The organism is Pseudomaricurvus alkylphenolicus (genome assembly GCF_011683955.1).
In the GTDB taxonomy this organism is placed as follows: domain Bacteria; phylum Pseudomonadota; class Gammaproteobacteria; order Pseudomonadales; family Cellvibrionaceae; genus Pseudomaricurvus; species Pseudomaricurvus alkylphenolicus.
Genome location: NZ_JAAQPI010000012.1, coordinates 127,619 through 145,003, shown reverse-complemented (window position 1 = coordinate 145,003; position 17,385 = coordinate 127,619). Strand labels below are relative to the sequence as shown.

Below are 17,385 nucleotides of genomic sequence, written 5' to 3'. Positions count from 1 at the left end.
AACTTCGCAAATAGGGATGACCCTGTTGTGCTCAATTCAGCATCGGTGCGCGGCATTTTAGATGGTTGGAATTGGCTATATCAACCCCATCTCCCCCAACCGCTCAACCACAGCCTCCACCGCCTCCGTCATCGACAGCTCCGAAGTATCAATCCGCATCTCCGGCGTCTCCGGCGTTTCATAAGGATCATCAATCCCGGTAAAGCCCTTAATCTTCCCGGCTCGCGCCATAGCATACAACCCCTTACGATCCCGCGCCTCACACACCTCAATGGGGGTAGCCACATGAATCTCCACAAACGCCCCCACTTCCTCAATCAGGTCCCGCACTTTACGCCGGGTCTGGGCGTAGGGGGCAATCGGCGCGCAGATGGCAATACCACCGTTCTTGGCAATCTCACTGGCCACATAGCCAATGCGCTGAATGTTCAGGTCGCGGTGTTCTTTTGAGAACCCCAGCTCGCTGCTCAGGTTCTTGCGCACCACGTCGCCGTCCAGCAGCGAAACATGCCGGCCACCCAGTTCTTCCAGCTTGACTCGCACACCGTTGGCCAGGGTGGATTTGCCCGAACCGGAGAGGCCGGTAAAAAATACCGTAAAGCCCTGTTTGTGGCGAGGGGGCAGCGTGCGATTGAGTTCTTCCACCACTTCCGGAAAGGCAAACCAGGATGGAACTTCCTCTCCCTTCAGCAGCAGCTGTTTCAGCTCCGCGCCGGAGATATAGAGCCCGGCTTCGCCAGACAGCAGTTCGTGTTCTTCCACAAACTCGCCGCGACTTTCCACGTAGCGCAGAAAGGGTGCCTTGAGAATTTTAATATTGAGTTCGTTTTGAAATGATGACACCAGTTCCTGGGCGTCGACAGCGCCATAGAAAAGGCCGCCCCTATTGTTGCGGCCGGGGCCGGCGTGGTCGCGGCCGACAATAAAGTGGCTGAATCCGTAGTTTTGACGAATGATGGCTTGCCACAGCGCCTCTCTGGGGCCGGCCATGCGCATGGCCAGTGGCAGGATTTCGATTTCGGCACTGTCGGCCGGGAAATGTGACAGCACTTTTTCGTAGCAGCGCACCCGGCAGAAGTGGTCGATATCGCCCGGTTTGGTTTTGCCGACCGCGGTGTGTATGACCAGGTTTGCCTGGTTGCGGGCCATCAGGCGTTTCATCATGATGACGTGGGCTTTGTGAATCGGATTGCGGGTCTGGAAGGCGATGACCCGCTCCCAGTTTCTTTCCGCGAAGTGCTGGCGCAGTTGCTTTGGGCTCTTGCGGTATTGACTGAAGTCGTAGTGAAGCGGGGGAGTGACGCCTTCCAGGGTGCCGCCCAGGCACACCGGGTGGTTGATATTGAGGACTCTGTTGACGCCCGGGTGACTTTCGTCGAGGGTGGCAAACAGTTGTTGGGCTTCCTTCTGGCGATCTGGCTCCCACTTGTCATTGACTCGCAGGTTGGCAATGACCACGCCCTCGGCGTCGCGCAGGGTGATTTCTTCTCCGATGCTGGTGGCGTCGGCAAATTCCCGGGACACATCCAGGGTGATGGGCATGGGCCAGAGGGTACCGTCCTGCAGGCGCATGGTTTGCAGTACGGATTGGTAGTTTTCCTGGTTGAGAAAGCCGGTCAGGGGAGAGAATGCCCCATTGAGCAGCAACTCCAAGTCCAGCAGCTGCTTGTCATTGAGGTCCCAGGAGCGATTGTGTTCCGCCCGCTTTTTCGCCTCCTGAAGTGCATCGCCGGTAACATACAGGTCGATCAGAGAGCCGCCGTGGGCCGAGCTTGTATCCATACTTCAGAGATCCCAAAAGGTGTCGTGATTGTTATTCCCAGCCCGCAGTATAACGGTGAATATCCACTTTGTGCAGCATTGCGTGCCATCTGCACAGGTCACTCACTAGAGCCCGTAAACCCAGGTAATCATGGTAAGGGCGGTAATGCTGTAGACCACCAGCACAGGCAGGCCAAAGCGCCAGTAATCGGTAATACGATAATTGCCGGCACTGTAGACCATCAGGTTGGTCTGGTAACCGTAGGGCGACATAAAGCTGGCGCTGGCACCAAAGGCGACGGCCATGACAAAGGGCAGGTAGTCGCCCCCCCACTGAGCCGAAATAGACATCGCCAGAGGAAACATAATGGCCGCAGCGGCATTGTTGGTCACCAGTTCGGTCAGTAGCCAGGTCAGGGCGAAGACACCGATAAGGGCGCCCAGCAGTGGCAGGCCGCTCAGGTAGGTGGAAGCGAAATCCCCGATCCACTGGCTCAGGCCGGTATCAAACATCGCCTGGGACAGACCCAGGGCGCTGCCGATCACGATCAACAGCTGGTAGGGGAAGCGGGCCCTGAGGTCGTCCACGGTCAGGATTCTGGTGACCAGCAGGATGCCCGTGAGCACCACCAGGCCCTTGAGCAGGGGTACAAATCCGGTTGCACCCAGCGCCACGATCACGCCAAAGCCAGCAAACACTGCCTTTTCGCGGGTGCTGCTGAGGGAGCGGTTGGTTTCTATGCCGCCGACCACAATAAAATCCGCCGCGGCTTCGTTGCGGCGGGAGAAGTCGTGGCCCGCGGCGAGGATCAACGAGTCACCGGCCTTGAGGGCGAGGTTGCCGAGCCCGCCCTGCAGGCGCTCGCTGCCGCGTCTGACGGCGACAACGGCGGCGTCGCATTTGGAGCGAAAGTCCACTGCTTTAATGGTACGCCCCACGACACCGGAGGTTGGCGAGACGATGACTTCCACCAGGTTTTCGCGCACGGTTTGATCAAAGTGTTCGGGTGACGCCAGACCCTGAAAGTCATCGAGCAGTTCGAAGGCGGAAACATCTCCGGAAAACACCAGGATATCGCCTTCCTCCAGGGTCATTTGAGGGCTGACCGGAGCCATGGTGTGGTGGCTGCGGATGATTTCCACCAGGAAGATTTTTTCCAGTTGCCGCAGCCCATTTTCCTGAACGGAACGGCCGATCAGCGGTGAATCATTGAGGATTTGCCGTTCCAGAAAATATTCCTGGGTGGCGCTGCTGACCTGGGTTTCCCGGTCGGGGAGCAGACGGGGGGCGATCAATACCATGGTGATCAGGCACCCCAGCATCACCGGTATGCCAATGGCCGAAAACTCAAAGAAGTTGAGAGAGGGGTACCCGGCCTGCTGCACAAAGCCGTTGACAATGAGGTTGGTGGAGGTGCCGATCAGTGTCACCGTGCCGCCAACGATGGAAGCATAGGAGAGAGGCAGCAGAAGCTTGGAAGGTGCTATGTATTGCTGTTTCTTGAGCGGGGCCAGCATGGCGGCAACCACTGCCGTGTTGTTAATGATCGAGGAGATGCAGGCACTGAACATTCCCAGCCGCAGAATGGAGCGCCGTCTGCCGCTGTTGACGATGGCGCTGACGGTACGCCTGACCAATGTCGTCCTTTCCAGTGGGATGGAGACAAAATACAGCAGTATCAGTACCAGCAGGGAGGGATTGGTATAACCGGCGGCCACCTTTTCCAGAGGCAGGATGCCGGTCAGGTACAGCAGGGCGCTGGAGGAGATAAACACCACCCAGGGTTTGAGCCGGGTAAACACCAGCAGCCCCAATATGCCGATTAAATTGATAGCTACCCAAGCGGCGGCGAGTTCTGAGGTCACTAGTATCCTACAAGCGTCTCCTTATTATGCTCGCCAGTCTACCCCAGAGATCCCGTAAGCGCTATCGCGCGCCAGATGTCCGTTACAGTGAGCTGACCAGGTGCCCACCGTCTACCGGTATCGCGGCGCCATTGATAAAGGTGCCGGCGTCACCGCACAGCAGCAGCAGCGGCCCTTCCAGCTCTTGCAGTTCGCCGAGGCGACGGGAGGGGGTGCCTTTGATAAAGGTCTGGCCCTTGTCCGAATCGAAGTAGTCGGCGTTCATTTCGGTTTTGAAGTAGCCGGGGCAAATGGCGTTGACTCGAATGCCCTTGCTGGCCAGCTCCAGTGCCATGGACTTGGTCATCTGCACAACCCCGGCCTTGGATACCGCATAGGTGCTTTCGCCAAAGCCCTGTCGCAGTCCCAGAATCGAGGCGATATTGACGATGGCACCGGCGATATCGTTGCTGATCATGCGGCGGGCTACCTCGTTGGCCACGCGCCAGGCGCCTTTGAGGTTGGCCTCCATGACAAAGTCCCAGCTGTCTTCATCGACGTTGATAAAACGTCTGGAATCCGCCACGCCGGCATTGTTGACCAAGACTTCAATAGTGCCAAAGGTGGCTTCTCCCTCGTCGACCGCCGCCTTGACGCTGTCGCTGTTGGTGACATCCATGGATACCGCATGGGCTTTACCGCCAGCGGTCTGAATGTCGTCAACCAGGCTTTGCAGGCGATCGGCGCGGCGGGCAGCGACAATAACATTGGCACCTGCGGTTGCCAGGGTCTTGGCGAAATGCGCGCCCAGACCACTGGAAGCGCCCGTAACGAGGGCGACTTTGCCCTGGAGATTGTGTTCTTGCATGACTGCCTCGCGTTATCTCTGTTGGTTGCTCTGCATGGTAATAGGTGTTTACCCCTATGAATAGTGCATAGTAGGACTTAATCGATCAGTTCCGCGGCCATTTTTGCCAGCGGCTCCACCAGTGCACCCATCTGCAGGGCTTTTTCACTGGAGGCATTGCCATCCAGAGCGCGTTTTTTCACCCCTTGTAAGATGGCGGCAAAGCGGAAAAAGCTGAAGGCCAGATAGAAGTGCCAATGAGGGATCTCGGTCAGTCCCATGCGTTGGCAGTATTGCGCCACGTATTGCTGTTCCGAGGGGATGCCCAGGGCGCTGCGATCGACGCCGCCGAGGCCGGACATAACACCACCGTGGGCCATGCGCAGCTGCATGCATTGATAGGCCAGATCGGCAAACGGGTGCCCCAGAGTCGACAGTTCCCAGTCCACCAGGGCCAATACTCTTGGCTCGTTGGGGTGGAACATCATATTGTCGAGCCGGAAATCCCCATGAGCCAGAGCCACCCGTCCGTCGTCGTCGGGCATATTGGCGGGCAGCCATTCCATCAGCTTCTCCATCTCGGGAATGGCCTCGGTTTGTGCGGCACGGTATTGCTTGGTCCAACGACCCACCTGGCGTTCGAAATAGTTGCCGGGTTTGCCGTAATCACTGAGTCCCACTGCGTCGATATTCACTGAGTGCAGGGCGGCCAGCACACGGTTCATTTCGTCGTAGATGGCAGTGCGTTCTTCGTTGCTGGCTTCAGGCAGGGCCGGATCCCACATCACCCGACCGTCGATAAATTCCATCAGGTAGAACATGCTGCCGATGATGCTGTCGTTCTCACACAGATGGTAAGCGCGAGCCACAGGTACATCGGTATTGGCCAGGGCGGCCATGACCCGAAACTCCCGATCCACGGCGTGGGCGGATTTAAGCAACTCGCCGGGGGGTTTGCGACGCAGGACATACTTGCCGCTGGCCGCTACGATCAAAAAGGTGGGGTTGGATTGGCCGCCGGCAAATTTTTCCGCCGTCAGCGGCCCCTTGAACCCCTCCACCTGTTGTTCCAGGTAGGCCGCCAGTGCGGCGGCATCAAAGTCAAAGCTCTGTTTGGTATCCGACATGGGGCGAGTCCTGTTTATTCGGCACTGTAACGGTCGATGATCTTCTTGCCCAGCGCCATCTGATGCACCTGGTCCGGACCGTCCGCCTGGCGGCACCAGCGTGCGTAGTTAAAGGCCTCGGCCATAAAATAATCTTCCGTCAGGCCGCCGGCACCGTGCATCTGCATGCAGCGATCTATGACATTCTGAACCAATAGGGGCACGGTGGTCTTGGTGGCCGCGATCATATCCACAGAGGCGGGCACACCCTCGGTGTCGATCTTGTTGCTGGTCTTTAGCACCAGCAGGCGCGCCATTTCGATCTCGGAGAAGCTCTTGGAAATGTCTTCACGCACGGACTGGTGTTTGCTGATCAGGCGACCGAAGGTGGTGCGGGAATTGGCGCGTTTACAGGCCAGTTCCAGGGAGCGCTGGGCGCTGCCAATCAGGCGCATGCAGTGGTGCATACGGCCTGGCCCCAGGCGGCCCTGAGCGATTTCAAAACCGCGACCTTCACCCAGCAGCACGTTGTCGAGAGGCACGCGCACATTGTCGAACACGATTTCAGCGTGGCCAATGGGGGCGTCGTCGTAACCGAGGGTGGTGAGCGGGCGAATTATCTGAATGCCCGGGGTGTCTCGCGGCACCAGCACCTGGGTCTGCTGCAGGTGGCGGCTGGGGTTGTCCGGGTCGGACTTGCCCATAACGATAAAGATCTTGGTGCGCTCGTACATGGCGCCGGTAATGAACCACTTGCGACCATTGAGTACCCACTCATCGCCGTCTTTCTCGATAAGCAGTTCAATGTTGGTGGCGTCGCTGGAGGCTACCTGGGGTTCGGTCATGGCGTAGGAGGAGCGGATCTCGCCGGCCAGCAGTGGCTTGAGCCATTGTTCCTGCTGGGCCTTGGTGGCGTAGTTCATAAACACTTCCATATTGCCGGTATCCGGGGCGTTACAGTTAAACACCTCGGGCGACCAGATTACCCGGCCCATGATTTCCGCCAGGGGGGCATAGTCAAAGAACGACAACCCGCCGTGATCGCAGTATTCGGCGTGGTCTTCCGGCACAAACAGGTTCCAGAGGCCGGCGGCCCTGGCCTTCTGTTTGAGTTCGTCCATCAGTGGCAGGGGGGCAAAACGGTTCTCGGCGTCGGCCAGCTGTTGGGCGTAGTTGTGTTCATTGGGGTAGATGTGCTCGTCCATAAAGGCGAGCAGTTGTGTCTGCAGTTGTTTCGATTTGTCGCTGAATTCGAACATGTGGTACTCCGGCGCTGTAACTCTGTTGAAATACGGCTATGAGAGGGTCACGGGTTTTGATTCTCCGAACTCACGGCCAGCTGCACAGGGCAATTGTAAAATTCAGGAATTGATCATCCTAATTTATTTAAGTGATGTGTTAGCATTGATTTAATCAATGTTATACAGGGGTCGGGTCATGCGACTGGATAAGGTGGATCTGAACTTGTTTGTGGTCTTCGATGCTATCTATCGCGAGCGAGGCGTGACCAAGGTCGCGCAGCTGCTGCACTTGACTCAACCGGCGGTCAGCAACGCCTTGAGTCGGTTGCGACAGACCTTCGACGACCAGCTGTTTGTTCGTACCCCCGAGGGTATGGTTCCGACCCCGGTCGCCGACAATGTTATTGGTGATGTTCGCAAGGCGCTTGCTTTACTGAGCAAGAGCGTGGGGGTGAATGCCCGCTTTGATCCGGCCACCTCGGAAAAGACTTTCCGTCTGGGAATGAATGATCTGGCCCAGTCACTACTGCTGCCAAGGCTGCGCCAGCAGATCGCGCTCGACGCGCCGGGGGTTGGCATCCACAGCTACTACGTCGACCGGCAAAGCGCCGCAGAGGATCTTAAATCGGGGGCGCTGGATCTGCTGTTGGACGCGCCGGAGTTTAATGCCCGGGAGTTGTCGACCCGGCGTTTGATCAGCCTGCCTTATGTACTGGCGATGCGTCCCGATCACCCCCTGGCGGGTCGGGACATCACGCTTCAAGACTACGTGCAGGCGCAGCATCTGCACGTATCAAGCCGCAAAAAAGGGCGGGGGCAGGCTGATGTCGCCCTCCACGCACGGGGGGAGAAACGCGATATCACCGTACGGGTACATAACTACCTGGTGGCCGCTGATATTGCCTTACACAACGACCTGGTCTGGACGGTACCCAGGGTCATGGCGGAGCGTACGGGGCTGTCGATCAAGCAGGTGCCTTTTGATATGGAACCCTTGAGTTGGAATCTGTTTTGGAGCAAAAGCGCGGGTGATGATCCGGCCAATCAGTGGATGCGAACTCTGATCAAACAAGTACTCGACAGCGACGGCTGAGCACATTATGGTTTGCCCTCTGAACCCAGGGAGCAGGATTAAATGAAGGTTACCGTATTTGGTATTGGCTACGTTGGTTTGGTGCAGGCGGCGGTGTTGGCTGAAGTCGGCCACGATGTGTGTTGCGTGGATGTGGACGCAGATAAAATCGCCAGATTGAAGGAAGGCCATATTCCAATTTTTGAGCCCGGCTTGACCCCCCTGGTTCAATCCAATACTGAAGCGGGTCGGATTGTTTTCACCACCTCCGCCGAGGAAGGGGTGGAATTCGGCGAGATTCTGTTTATTGCGGTGGGCACGCCTCCGGACGAGGATGGCTCCGCCGATCTTAAATATGTGCTGTCGGTTGCCGAATCCATTGCGACTCATATGCAGGTGCCCAAAATCGTGGTTAACAAATCCACGGTACCTGTGGGCAGTGCCGACCGCGTCGCCAAAGCGATCTCTGCCTGCCTGGAAAGCAGAGGTTCCGACCTGGAGTATGCGGTGGTCTCGAATCCGGAGTTCCTGAAAGAAGGCGCCGCGGTGAACGATTGCATGCGCCCCGACCGAATTATCATTGGTGTCCGTACCCAGGACGACGATGCCAGAATCCGGGAACAATTTACCGATCTCTATGCACCGTTTAACCGTAACCGTGATCGCATGGTGTTTATGGATGCCCGCAGTGCGGAACTCACCAAGTATGCGGCTAACTGCATGCTGGCCACCAAAATCAGCTTTATGAATGAGATGGCCAATATCGCCGAACGGGTTGGTGCGGACATCGAAATGGTGCGTAAGGGAATCGGTTCGGATGAGCGGATTGGTTACCACTTTATTTATCCGGGGTGCGGTTACGGCGGTTCCTGTTTTCCAAAAGATGTGCAGGCGCTGGGGCGTACCGCAGAAGTGATTGGCTATGAGCCAGAGTTGTTATTGGCGGTCGAAGCGATTAACAAGCGCCAGAAACAGAAATTGGCAGACTATATCAACAGCCATTTTGGCGACGATCTGTCGGGCAAAACCTTTGCACTCTGGGGGCTGTCGTTTAAACCGAAAACGGACGACATGCGTGAGGCGCCCAGTCGTTCAGTCATGGAAGCGCTTTGGTCCAGGGGCGCAAAAGTGCAGGCCTTTGATCCCGAAGCGATGGAGGAATGCCAGAGAATTTATGGCACACGAGACGATCTGGTGCTGATGGGGACCAAGGAGGCTGCTCTGCAGGGGGCCGATGCGCTGGTCATCTGTACCGAATGGCAAAATTTCAGAGCGCCGGATTTTGAACTGATCAAAAGCACTTTAACCCAGCCCGTGATTTTCGACGGTCGCAATCTTTATGAACCGGATCGTCTGGAGAGCAAGGGAATTACCTATTACGCCATAGGGCGAGGTCACTCTGTGGCGGCGGTGGAAGCTTAGGCTTCCGCTTCCGCTCTAGAAGCCCGCTTTTTATACCCGGGCAACATCAACCGAGACATTCAACACCGGGCTCTCACCGCCGCCGAAAATGACCCCTTTCAGCGGCGTCACATCATAAAAATCCCGTCCCCAGGCCGTAATAATATGCTGCTCGGATGCCAGGCAATTATTGGTCGGATCAAATTCAAACCAGCCTTCCGTAGGCGAATAGACCGACAACCAGGCGTGACTGGCGTCGGCACCCACCAGCTTCTCTTTTCCCGGCGGCGGCAGTGTTTCCAGATAGCCGGACACATACTTGGCCGGAAACCCCAGCGCTCTTAAGCAGCCAATCTGCAGGTGGGCAAAATCCTGGCAAACTCCCTTGCGATTCTTCAGCACATCGGCCAGGGGGGTGGCGATGGTTGTGGACTCGGGACAGTAGGTGAATTCCTTAAAGATTCGTCGCGTCAGCTCCATAGTGGCTGACAGCAGGGGGCGATCATCCTCAAAACTGGGGGTGGCAAAGTCACGCAGCTCGTCGTTGACCCGGATCATGGAGGAGTCGAGTATAAACTCCTTGGACAGCAACAGGTCCGGGCGGGTGGACTGGGCTAACTGCTCGCGGGCTTCTGCGCAGGTGATGCCCAGGTCCAGGTCCACGGAGGCACTTTGTTCCTGGGTCTCTACATCACTGGTGGCGGTGATTACCAGCTTTTTGTGAGGGCGCTGGATCTCAAAGTGGTAGGCCTGATTGCCGAAATAATCCTCACGGCGGGAGGAGTGGGCGGCCATGGGAGAGATTTTGACATCACTGTGGAGACAGGTCTGGCGCAGACTGCTGCGAGGGATCATATGGGCCAGGTTGTAGCAGTGGGAGACGCTGTCGCTGTACAGGTACTCGGTGATGTGTTTAACCCGGTATCGCATAGTACTAATTGTTCTCCCAGTTGCTGTTGCTGACCAGCTGGCGCGAGGTTTCTCTGTGGTTGAAGTACTTGTCGCTGATCAGCTCGCTGAGTCCGCCCAGTGCCTGGGAGACATTGGCCAGCGTCTGCTGCAACTGGGTACGCTGGCCATCTTCGCGGGCATTAAGTTCGGTGAGCAGTGACAGTTTCACCTGGGTTTCCGCCTGCAGGATGGTGCGCTCTTCCGGTGACAGTTCGTGGCGGGCCTCCGGCGCCCGCGGCAACTTGTCAATGTGCTGATGCAGTCGTTCCAGCTGGTGCAGCAGGGAGCGGGGATTGGTGGTGTCCATCATCACCAGATCCAGCGTCGATTGCACGCCAATGCGAGCGCGGTAGCGGCGGCGATAGCTGATCAGGCCTTCGACAGACAACAGCAGGCTTTCCAGCAAGATGTGCTGGTCGGCAGGCGCCGCTTCGGGTACTACCAGGTTATTGATGATATTGGTGGTTTGCAGCGAGCGTTCCAGACGTCTGCCGATATCCATAAAACGCCAACCGAAGTCTCGTACCATACTTTCGTGGGCCAGGCCTGATAGCGCCATCAGGGCGGTAACCAATGGGTCCAGGGCTTCCTCCGGAGCAGCGGCCAGGCCACCGGACAGGGAGGCTTCGAGTTCCGAGAGCGCATCTCGCACGTCGTTGATGACCCGCAAGGTATCGGAAGACAGCAGCTCCTTGGATTCGTCGGCGCAATAGAGCATGGCGTTGAGGTTGGAGCGCACGCTGCCGCTGAGGTCGGCGTCCTCCACCACTCGCAACAGTTGTTCGTCTGGATTGGCGATCAGTTCCTCGCTGGCATTCAAAAACCCCGGCCGAGTGGCGGTGACACTGGTGACCGTCTCCAGCAATTGGCGCTGACAGGCGCGGGAGATGGGTTCCTCGCCATTGAGCATCATAAACACGGTGCGCAGCAGGCGCAGCGAGGCTTCGGCACGTTCGGCGTAGCGGCCCATCCAGAACAGGTTTTCCACCACCCGGCTGGGCAGACTGATCAGGTCAGCATCGCGAGTCGGCGCCGCCGCATCGCTGATGTCGGTCTGGTAGGCCGGGTCCATGGGTTCGGAGCTGATGATCCAGGTGTCCTTACTTTGACTGCCCACCTGGTTGGAAATCACAAAGGAGCTTTCTTCGACGCCCACCCGTGTAAGCCCACCCGGCATTACCGTATAGGAGCCGGAACCGGCCACGGCGAAGCTGCGCAATATAGAGGGCCTGGGGGCTAACTGCTGGTGGCAATAGCTGGGCAGCAGGCCGGCCTCCAGTGACGGTTGCGCCACGTACTGCATGGGGCGCTGCAGAATCCGCTGGCGCAGTTCGCCCAGCTCTTCCTTGGTCAGGGTTCCGCCATAGACACTGGTGCGTCCCGGCGCCCGGAAGATGGGTTTGATTACCAGGGAGTCCAGGTGTGCGAGCACATATTGGAGATCTTTGGGGTCGCCGCACCACCAGTTTTCCACGGACTTTAAGCGCAGTTCGCGGCCCAGCAGCTCTTTGGAAATTTCCGGTAGATACTTCAGGAAGATCGGATTCTCCAACAGACCGGACCCCAGGGGATTGGCAATAACGACGCGACCGGCGCGGGCCACTTCCAGCAGATTGGCGACCCCAAGCTGGGAATCACTGCGCAGTTCCACAGGATCACAGAACAGGTCATCCACCCGGCGCAGGATTACGTCTACCCGGCTGAGTCCGTCCAGTGCTTTCATCCAGACATAGCCGTTGCGCACGACCAGGTCGCCACTCTGGACCAAATGAAAGCCCAGGTAGTTGGCGAAGTAGGCGTGCTCGAAGTAGGTCTCGTTGTGGGCGCCCGGAGTCAGCACCACCACCCTTGGCTGGTCCTGGTTGGGGGAGAGGGAGGTCAGTTTCGCCCGCATTTGCTGGAAGAAGCTGGCCAATCGGTGCACCTGGCTGTTGCGAAACAGGCTTGGCAGCACCCTCGACATCACGGTGCGGTTTTCCAGGGCATAACCTGCGCCACTGGGCGACTGGGTGCGGTCGGTCAACACGCACATTTCGCCGTCTTCACCGCGCATCAGATCGACGGCGTGCAGGATCAGCTCGTGTTCACCGGGTACCTGTATGCCCTGGCAGGCGCGCAGGAAGCCCTGGTGGCAGAACAGCGCCTCGGGGGGAATCACGCGCTGGCGAATCAGGTCGCGGGGGCCGTAGAGGTCCCTTAGCATCAGGTTGAACAGTTCGGCTCGTTCCAGCAGCCCCGCCTCGATCTGCGCCCACTCTTCGCTGCTGATCAGCGAGGGCACCAGATCCAGACCCCAGGTGTGGCTGGGGGAGGCTTTGTTGCTGTAGATATTGTAGGTGGCGCCGTCGTCTCGCAGGATCCGGCGCGCTTTGGTGATACGGTCGTTAAAGGCCCGCGGCCCCATGGTTTTGAGGCTGCCCAGCAGCTTGTCCCAATGGGGTTTGGGGTTGCCGTCGGCGTCAAAGACTTCGTCACGAGCGGTATCGCTGTGCTGGTAGGTCAGCTCAGAGGGCTCGACAAGCTGAAACTGGCTGGCGGACTGTGACTGCATCACGGATTTACCTGTGTCTTTTGTCGACGGCGCGGAAAAAGGGGCGACATTATGTCAGGGCGGGACGCGCGGCGTCCACCACCCTGGTTTTTCTATCTATATGTAGCATCACCCCGTAACAGTTTCTATCCTCCTGCCCAATTGACCTTGCGGCGTAAATCCAGCGTATGCGGATATTCATCCGGCGATTCCTCCGGTGGTGGCTCCATCGGCCGTGGCGGATTACCGATCGGGAAAAACTCCCTCAGGGCGTCGACCTCGGGCCTCGGCGTATAGGGGCCGCTGGTATGACTCAGGGTGTCAAAGCGATTACCCCGCCGGGACTCCGCCTCAAAGGCATTGACCGGGAAGGTCTCATAACTGCGTCCGCCGGGATGCGACACATGGTAGGTGCAGCCACCAATAGAGCGCCCATTCCAGGTGTCAATCAGATCGAACACCAGTGGCGTGTGTACATCGATGGTGGGATGCAGGCCCGAGGGCGGTGCCCAGGCTTTATAGCGCACGCCGGCCACACTCTCGCCCTGGCGGCCGGTATTGGTCAGGGGAACCCGGCGGCCGTTGCAGGCCAGCACATAGCGGCCCTCGGTCATGCCGCTAACCCGTACCTGCAGGCGCTCGACGGAGCTGTCCACATAGCGGGCGGTGCCAAAGCTGCCGGCCTCTTCGCCCAGCACGTGCCAGGGTTCCACCGCCCAGCGCAGCTCGATTTCCATATTGCGCAGTTCCGTGCGACCGTAATGGGGGAAGCGGAACTCCTCGAATGGCAGCAGCCACTCCAGTTGAAAGGGGAAACCGTGGTCATTGAGGTCCTGCACCACCTCCTGCATATCCGCCCATAGATAGTGGGGCAGCATAAACTTGTCGTGCAACTGGGTGCCCCAGCGCACCAGAGGTTTGTTATAGGGCTGTTTCCAGAAGCGGGCAATCATGGTGCGGATCAGCAGCGCCTGGACCAGTGCCATACGGCTGTGGGGCGGCATTTCAAAGCCGCGGAATTCCAGAATACCCAGGCGTCCACTGGAGCTGCCCGGGGCATAGAGTTTGTCGATGCAGAATTCCGCCCGGTGCGTATTACCGGTGATGTCGATCAGCAGGTTGCGCATAATGCGATCAATCAGCCAGGGCTGGTCCGCCAGACCTTCGGGCATTTGCTGGAAGGCGGTCTCCATTTCGTAGAGCATTTCATCCCGGCCTTCATCGGCGCGGGGCGCCTGACTGGTGGGCCCCACAAAAGCGCCGGAGAACACATAGGAGAGGCTGGGGTGATGTTGCCAGAAGGTCACCAGGCTGCGCAGCAGATCGGGGCGTCTCAGCAGCGGGCTGTCGGCCGGGGTTTTGCCACCCAGAGTGATGTGGTTACCGCCGCCGGTGCCGGTGTGACGACCATCGAGCATGAATTTCTCGGTGCCCAGGCGACTCTCGCGGGCTGCGGCGTAGAGTTCGGTCATATTGGACACCAACTCCCGCCAGCTGCCGGCCGGATGGATATTGACTTCGATCACGCCCGGGTCCGGTGTCACCAACAGTTTTTGCAGGCGCGGATCTTTGGGCGGCTCGTAGCCCTCAATAATGACCGGGGCGCCCAGCTTTTTGGCGGTTTCCTCAATGGCGGCAATCAGCTCCACATAGTTGTCGAGGCTGTAGACCGGTGGCATAAATACGTGCAGACGACCGTCGCGCGGCTCTATACACAGGCAAGTGCGAATCACCGGGCGCTGCAGCACCTTTTCTTTCTTTTTGATCTTTTTGCCGTCGTCGTCGCGCTGGTCGCTAGTGACTTGGACTTTCTTATAGAGCTTGGCTTCCTCAAACGCGGAGACCGGGAAGTGCATGTTGCTGCGTTTCTGCAGGGGCTCGCGCTCGTCAAAGGGGTCGCGCTCGGGGGGCAATTCCGATTCCGCCGATACCGGCAGGTCGCCCAGGGGCAGACGCAGCCCCATGGGGGAATCCCCGGGGATCAAGGTGATACGGTCGCGGCGGGTTTCCCATTTACAGGTGTTCCAGACTTCGGCGACGGAATTCCACTCCAGGGGCAGGAGGTAGCCGGTCGGGACTTTTAAACCGCGTTCCAGAATTTGCGCCAGCCGGGCCCGTTCCATATCGTCCTTGGCGTTGGCAATCGCCTTATCGATATTGGTGGGCAACTTGCGCTCCTGCATCAGGTAATGCATGGCGTCTTCGTAAGCCGCCTGCACAAACTTCTTTTTTACACCCAGAAGGCTGATCAGTTCGCAGGCAAATTTCTGTGCGGTTTTGATGTTGTGGCCGTAGTTGGTATCGACCCGAGCCAACAAGCTGGGGTTTTGCCAAAAGGGTTCTTCATCCTTGCGCCAAAAAACGCCCAGGGCCCAGCGGGGGACTTCTTCACCCGGGTACCACTTACCCTGGCCGTAATGGAGCAGACCATTGGGGGCAAAGTGGTCCCGCAGTCGCAACAGCAGGGTTTTGGACAGGCTCAGTTTGTCTTCACCCAGGGCGCCGGTGTTCCACTGTTCCGATTCCATATCGTCGATAGACACGAAAGTGGGTTCGCCGCCCATGGTCAGGCGCACATCCATCTCGTCCAGTTCCCGGTCAACCCGATCGCCAAGCTCGATCACCTCTGCCCACTGGTCGTCGCTATAGGGTTTGGTAACCCGGGGGTCCTCCAGGATGCGGGAGACTTCGTTTTCATGTTCGAAGGTGACTTCACACTTGTCCGTGAATCCTTCGATCGGTGCTGCGGAAACCGGGTCAGGCGTGCACGCCAGGGGGATGTGGCCCTCACTGGCAAACAGACCCGAGGTGGGGTCGAGGCCGACCCAGCCGGCGCCGGGGAGAAACACTTCGCACCAGGCGTGTAGATCGGTAAAGTCCTGTTCGGCACCGGAGGGACCGTCGAGTGACTTTTCGTCGGGTTTAAGCTGCACCAGATAGCCGGAGGCAAAGCGGGCGGCAAGCCCCAGGTGTCGGAACAGCTGCACCAGCAGCCAGGCGCTGTCCCGACAGGAACCCTTGGCCAGTGTCAGGGTTTCCTCGGGGGTTTGTACGCCGGGTTCCAGGCGCACGCAATATTCGATCATTTGTTCCAGCTGCTGGTTGACCTGGACGAAGAAATCGATGGTGCGTGGCAGCAGGGTTTCTTCCCGCTCCTCCTTGTTGTCCTTGGCCTTTTTGGCAGCGGCTTTCTCGTCCTTTTGAAGCTTTTTCAAGGGTTCTTCGATGGACTTGAGCAGTTTTTTAAATCGCTCGCCGTGCTTGCCCTTTTCCAGGTAGGGTCCCAGTTCTTTCTTTAACTGGGCCGGGTACTTATAGGGGAAGTGTTCAGCGTAGTCTTCGGCAAAAAAGTCAAAGGGGTTGATGACGGTCATATCCGCCTGGACTTCCACTTCCACGGAGAACTTGGTGGTTTTTTCCGGGAACACCAGCCGCGCCAGGAAGTTGCCAAAGGCATCCTGTTGCCAGTTGATAAAGTGGTTGGCCGGTTCCACCTTCAGGCTGTAGCTGTGGATGGGGGTGCGGCTGTGGGGTGCCGGTCGCAGGCGAATGGTATGGGGCGACAGGCTTACCGGCCGGTCGAATTCGTAATAGGTATTGTGGTTAAGGGCAACGCGAATCGTCATGTTCGTGGTGTGTCCGTACGTCGTAGATTAAACCTGCTCGGGGCCGGGCGTTATCGTTAAGCCGGGTGTTCAGACCTCAGCGGGAAACCAGGCTTCGCTGATCACAAAGTGGCTGCCGGTCAGCTGTATCTGGAGTTGGTTCAGATGTTCCAGCACCACTTCACCAGGGTTTTCATAATCCACTTCGGTGGCCAGCTTGCGCTCAACCGCTTTCAATTTAGTGACAGCCTGCTCGGATTGAGGCAATTTTTCGCAAGCGCTGACGATGGCCCGCAGACAGTGGGCAATGGACTTTGGAAAGTGCGGGTCCTGTAATAAATAAGGAAGCACCTCATGCCCTTTTACCGGCGTGCGGGTCGTGCGCAGATAGTACTGGGTGGCACCCAGCGAACGCAGCACACTGCCCCAGATGATCTGCTGGGCGTTGACCATCTTCTGGTCTTCTTCCAGGGCCAGGATGGCGGTGAGACCGGCCTCCAGGTAACGGGTGGTCATGTCGGCCCGTTCAATATTCAAACCCAGCTGCAGAAATTCCCAAGCAGCATCCCGGGGCATGCTGGCGCCAAGCAGCCCGGTAATCTGCAGGCAGCCCTTCATAATCTCGTCGAGAAACTCATGGCGACTGCGGCGTTTGAGCCCCTGCTCCAGGTTTTCTTTGGCGAACAGGCTGAGTTCGCAGATCAACTCCCAGGCTTCTTCGGGTACCACGTCGCGGGTGGTGCGAACGTTTTCCTTGACGGCCTTGAGCGAATTTACCAGTGAGGAGAAGTTTTCTTCGTCCGCCAGCAGGAATTTAATGACATTGCGTTCGGTACGGTTACTGTAGCGCTCGTTAAACGCTTCCTCCAGATCGTTGATAACAATCAGGTTGTACCAGCTCATCTTGTAGTCCACGGGCAGGTCGTAGAGCAGGTTTTCGTAGCTGCTGACCAGGCGCGCGGTGCTGCTGGCGCGCTCCAGATAACGGGCGGCCCAATAAACGCGTTCGGCGACTCGTGACAACAT

At 58.0% G+C, this 17,385-nt stretch carries 11 protein-coding genes; 2 read left to right on the top strand and 9 right to left on the bottom strand.

Annotated elements, in window-relative coordinates; genetic code table 11:
• Positions 1-75 precede the first annotated feature (75 nt).
• The 5 genes from HBA55_RS26010 to HBA55_RS25990 all read right to left on the bottom strand — a co-directional run bounded on the left by HBA55_RS26010 (position 76) and on the right by HBA55_RS25990 (position 6,818).
• Positions 76-1,782 carry a bifunctional sulfate adenylyltransferase/adenylylsulfate kinase gene (locus HBA55_RS26010; RefSeq protein ID WP_166997474.1) on the bottom strand — a complete coding sequence of 569 codons (1,707 nt, stop codon included), beginning with the start codon at positions 1,780-1,782 and terminating at the stop codon, positions 76-78.
• 105 nt (positions 1,783-1,887) lie between these two features.
• A complete protein-coding gene (locus HBA55_RS26005; protein WP_166997472.1) occupies positions 1,888-3,627 on the bottom strand; it encodes an SLC13 family permease in 1,740 nt (579 codons plus the stop codon).
• Positions 3,628-3,709: 82 nt separating this feature from the next.
• The gene (locus tag HBA55_RS26000; RefSeq protein ID WP_166997470.1) at positions 3,710-4,474 is read right to left on the bottom strand and encodes a glucose 1-dehydrogenase; all 765 of its coding nucleotides are present in this window, start codon (positions 4,472-4,474) and stop codon (positions 3,710-3,712) included.
• 77 nt (positions 4,475-4,551) lie between these two features.
• Positions 4,552-5,580: a phosphotransferase family protein gene (locus tag HBA55_RS25995; protein ID WP_166997468.1), complete on the bottom strand. Its 1,029-nt coding sequence runs from the start codon at positions 5,578-5,580 to the stop codon at positions 4,552-4,554.
• Between the two features lie 14 nt (positions 5,581-5,594).
• The gene (locus tag HBA55_RS25990; protein ID WP_166997466.1) at positions 5,595-6,818 is read right to left on the bottom strand and encodes an acyl-CoA dehydrogenase family protein; all 1,224 of its coding nucleotides are present in this window, start codon (positions 6,816-6,818) and stop codon (positions 5,595-5,597) included.
• Between the two features lie 178 nt (positions 6,819-6,996).
• On the opposite strand from HBA55_RS25990, the gene HBA55_RS25985 reads away from it, so the two are divergent.
• Together HBA55_RS25985 and HBA55_RS25980 are read left to right on the top strand one after the other, a co-directional pair.
• Positions 6,997-7,893 (top strand): LysR family transcriptional regulator, encoded by an 897-nt coding sequence (locus HBA55_RS25985; protein ID WP_166997464.1) that lies wholly within the window; start codon positions 6,997-6,999, stop codon positions 7,891-7,893.
• A gap of 42 nt (positions 7,894-7,935) precedes the next feature.
• Positions 7,936-9,294 carry a UDP-glucose dehydrogenase family protein gene (locus HBA55_RS25980; RefSeq protein WP_166997462.1) on the top strand — a complete coding sequence of 453 codons (1,359 nt, stop codon included), beginning with the start codon at positions 7,936-7,938 and terminating at the stop codon, positions 9,292-9,294.
• 30 nt (positions 9,295-9,324) lie between these two features.
• Here HBA55_RS25980 and HBA55_RS25975 read toward each other — a convergent pair whose 3' ends face one another.
• From HBA55_RS25975 to HBA55_RS25960, 4 genes are all read right to left on the bottom strand, one after another.
• Complete coding sequence (locus HBA55_RS25975) at positions 9,325-10,203, bottom strand: transglutaminase family protein (protein ID WP_166997460.1); 879 nt, start codon at positions 10,201-10,203, stop codon at positions 9,325-9,327.
• Between the two features lie 4 nt (positions 10,204-10,207).
• The gene (locus HBA55_RS25970; RefSeq protein ID WP_166997458.1) at positions 10,208-12,775 is read right to left on the bottom strand and encodes a circularly permuted type 2 ATP-grasp protein; all 2,568 of its coding nucleotides are present in this window, start codon (positions 12,773-12,775) and stop codon (positions 10,208-10,210) included.
• Between the two features lie 125 nt (positions 12,776-12,900).
• On the bottom strand, positions 12,901-16,380 hold the full coding sequence (locus tag HBA55_RS25965; RefSeq protein ID WP_166997456.1) for a transglutaminase family protein: 3,480 nt from the start codon (positions 16,378-16,380) through the stop codon (positions 12,901-12,903).
• A gap of 69 nt (positions 16,381-16,449) precedes the next feature.
• A complete protein-coding gene (locus HBA55_RS25960; RefSeq protein WP_166997455.1) occupies positions 16,450-17,385 on the bottom strand; it encodes an alpha-E domain-containing protein in 936 nt (311 codons plus the stop codon).

Excerpts from the sequence above, each read along its gene's own strand:
- HBA55_RS25960 (WP_166997455.1), bottom strand. The coding sequence starts at position 17,385 with ATGTTGTCACGAGTCGCCGAACGCGTTTATTGGGCCGCCCGTTATCTG.
- HBA55_RS25970 (WP_166997458.1), bottom strand. The coding sequence starts at position 12,775 with ATGCAGTCACAGTCCGCCAGCCAGTTTCAGCTTGTCGAGCCCTCTGAG.
- HBA55_RS25980 (WP_166997462.1), top strand. The coding sequence starts at position 7,936 with ATGAAGGTTACCGTATTTGGTATTGGCTACGTTGGTTTGGTGCAGGCG.
- HBA55_RS26010 (WP_166997474.1), bottom strand. The coding sequence starts at position 1,782 with ATGGATACAAGCTCGGCCCACGGCGGCTCTCTGATCGACCTGTATGTT.
- HBA55_RS25995 (WP_166997468.1), bottom strand. The coding sequence starts at position 5,580 with ATGTCGGATACCAAACAGAGCTTTGACTTTGATGCCGCCGCACTGGCG.
- HBA55_RS26000 (WP_166997470.1), bottom strand. The coding sequence starts at position 4,474 with ATGCAAGAACACAATCTCCAGGGCAAAGTCGCCCTCGTTACGGGCGCT.
- HBA55_RS25985 (WP_166997464.1), top strand. The coding sequence starts at position 6,997 with ATGCGACTGGATAAGGTGGATCTGAACTTGTTTGTGGTCTTCGATGCT.
- HBA55_RS25965 (WP_166997456.1), bottom strand. The coding sequence starts at position 16,380 with ATGACGATTCGCGTTGCCCTTAACCACAATACCTATTACGAATTCGAC.
- HBA55_RS25975 (WP_166997460.1), bottom strand. The coding sequence starts at position 10,203 with ATGCGATACCGGGTTAAACACATCACCGAGTACCTGTACAGCGACAGC.
- HBA55_RS25990 (WP_166997466.1), bottom strand. The coding sequence starts at position 6,818 with ATGTTCGAATTCAGCGACAAATCGAAACAACTGCAGACACAACTGCTC.